Below are 337 nucleotides of genomic sequence, written 5' to 3'. Positions count from 1 at the left end.
CAAGAATCATAAACATCGGAACAAGCCGAACCGGATGAGCGATGCGGAAATCATGGTCATCCTGATCCTGTTCCACTCGGGAGGTTTCCGATGTTTCAAGCATTATTACAAGGAATATGTCTGCAAGCATCTGCCCCACCTCTTCCCCAGCCGTGTGTCCTACAACCGTTTTGTGGAACTGGAGAAAGAAGTCCTGTTGCAACTTACCGTCTTCATCAAGGAGGTCTTGCTGGGCACTTGTACCGGTATCAGCTTTGTGGATTCCACACCGCTGCGTGTATGCCGGAGACAACGCATATTGATCCATAAAACCTTTGAGGGGCTTGCGGAACGTGGG

General features: G+C 50.1%; 1 protein-coding gene. It reads left to right on the top strand.

Annotated features, from left to right (window positions below):
- Positions 1–337: transposase (locus M3090_RS15700; RefSeq protein WP_317239259.1), on the top strand; the 337-nt coding region annotated here is incomplete at both ends.

The sequence above is a fragment of the Bacteroides sp. ET71 genome (assembly GCF_023336905.1).
Classification (GTDB): Bacteria; Bacteroidota; Bacteroidia; order Bacteroidales; family Bacteroidaceae; genus Bacteroides.
Note: the sequence above shows the minus strand (reverse complement) of the source record. Positions and strands in the feature narration are given on the sequence as shown.